Source organism: Streptomyces milbemycinicus (assembly GCF_002154605.1).
In the GTDB taxonomy this organism is placed as follows: Bacteria; Actinomycetota; Actinomycetes; order Streptomycetales; family Streptomycetaceae; genus Streptomyces; species Streptomyces milbemycinicus.
The window spans coordinates 1-274 of sequence record NZ_MUNE01001196.1; the positions used below are offsets into that span (position 1 = coordinate 1).

1 pseudogene is annotated in these 274 nt (G+C 74.1%); it reads left to right on the forward strand.

Going from position 1 to position 274, the window contains the following annotated elements:
• Positions 1-274: pseudogene (locus tag CCN51_RS55615) on the forward strand (ABC transporter permease); the annotation flags it as partial.

Below are 274 nucleotides of genomic sequence, written 5' to 3' on the forward strand. Positions count from 1 at the left end.
CCGGCCCCGGCCCCGGCCCCGTCCGGCCCGAGCGCCGGGCCGCGCGTCCGTCTCCGCGGTCTCCTGGCCGCCGAGTGGATCAAGCTGTGGTCGCTGCGCTCGACCCGCTGGGTGCTCGGCCTCGGCGTCCTGGCCGTCATCGCCATGGCGGTGCAGGGCAGCCTCGACACCTACCACAGCTGGCCGGACTACGGCCCGATGGAGAAGGCCCACTTCGACCCGATGACCGAGGCGCTGAGCGGTGTCGCCGTGGCCCTCATGATGATCGGTGCGG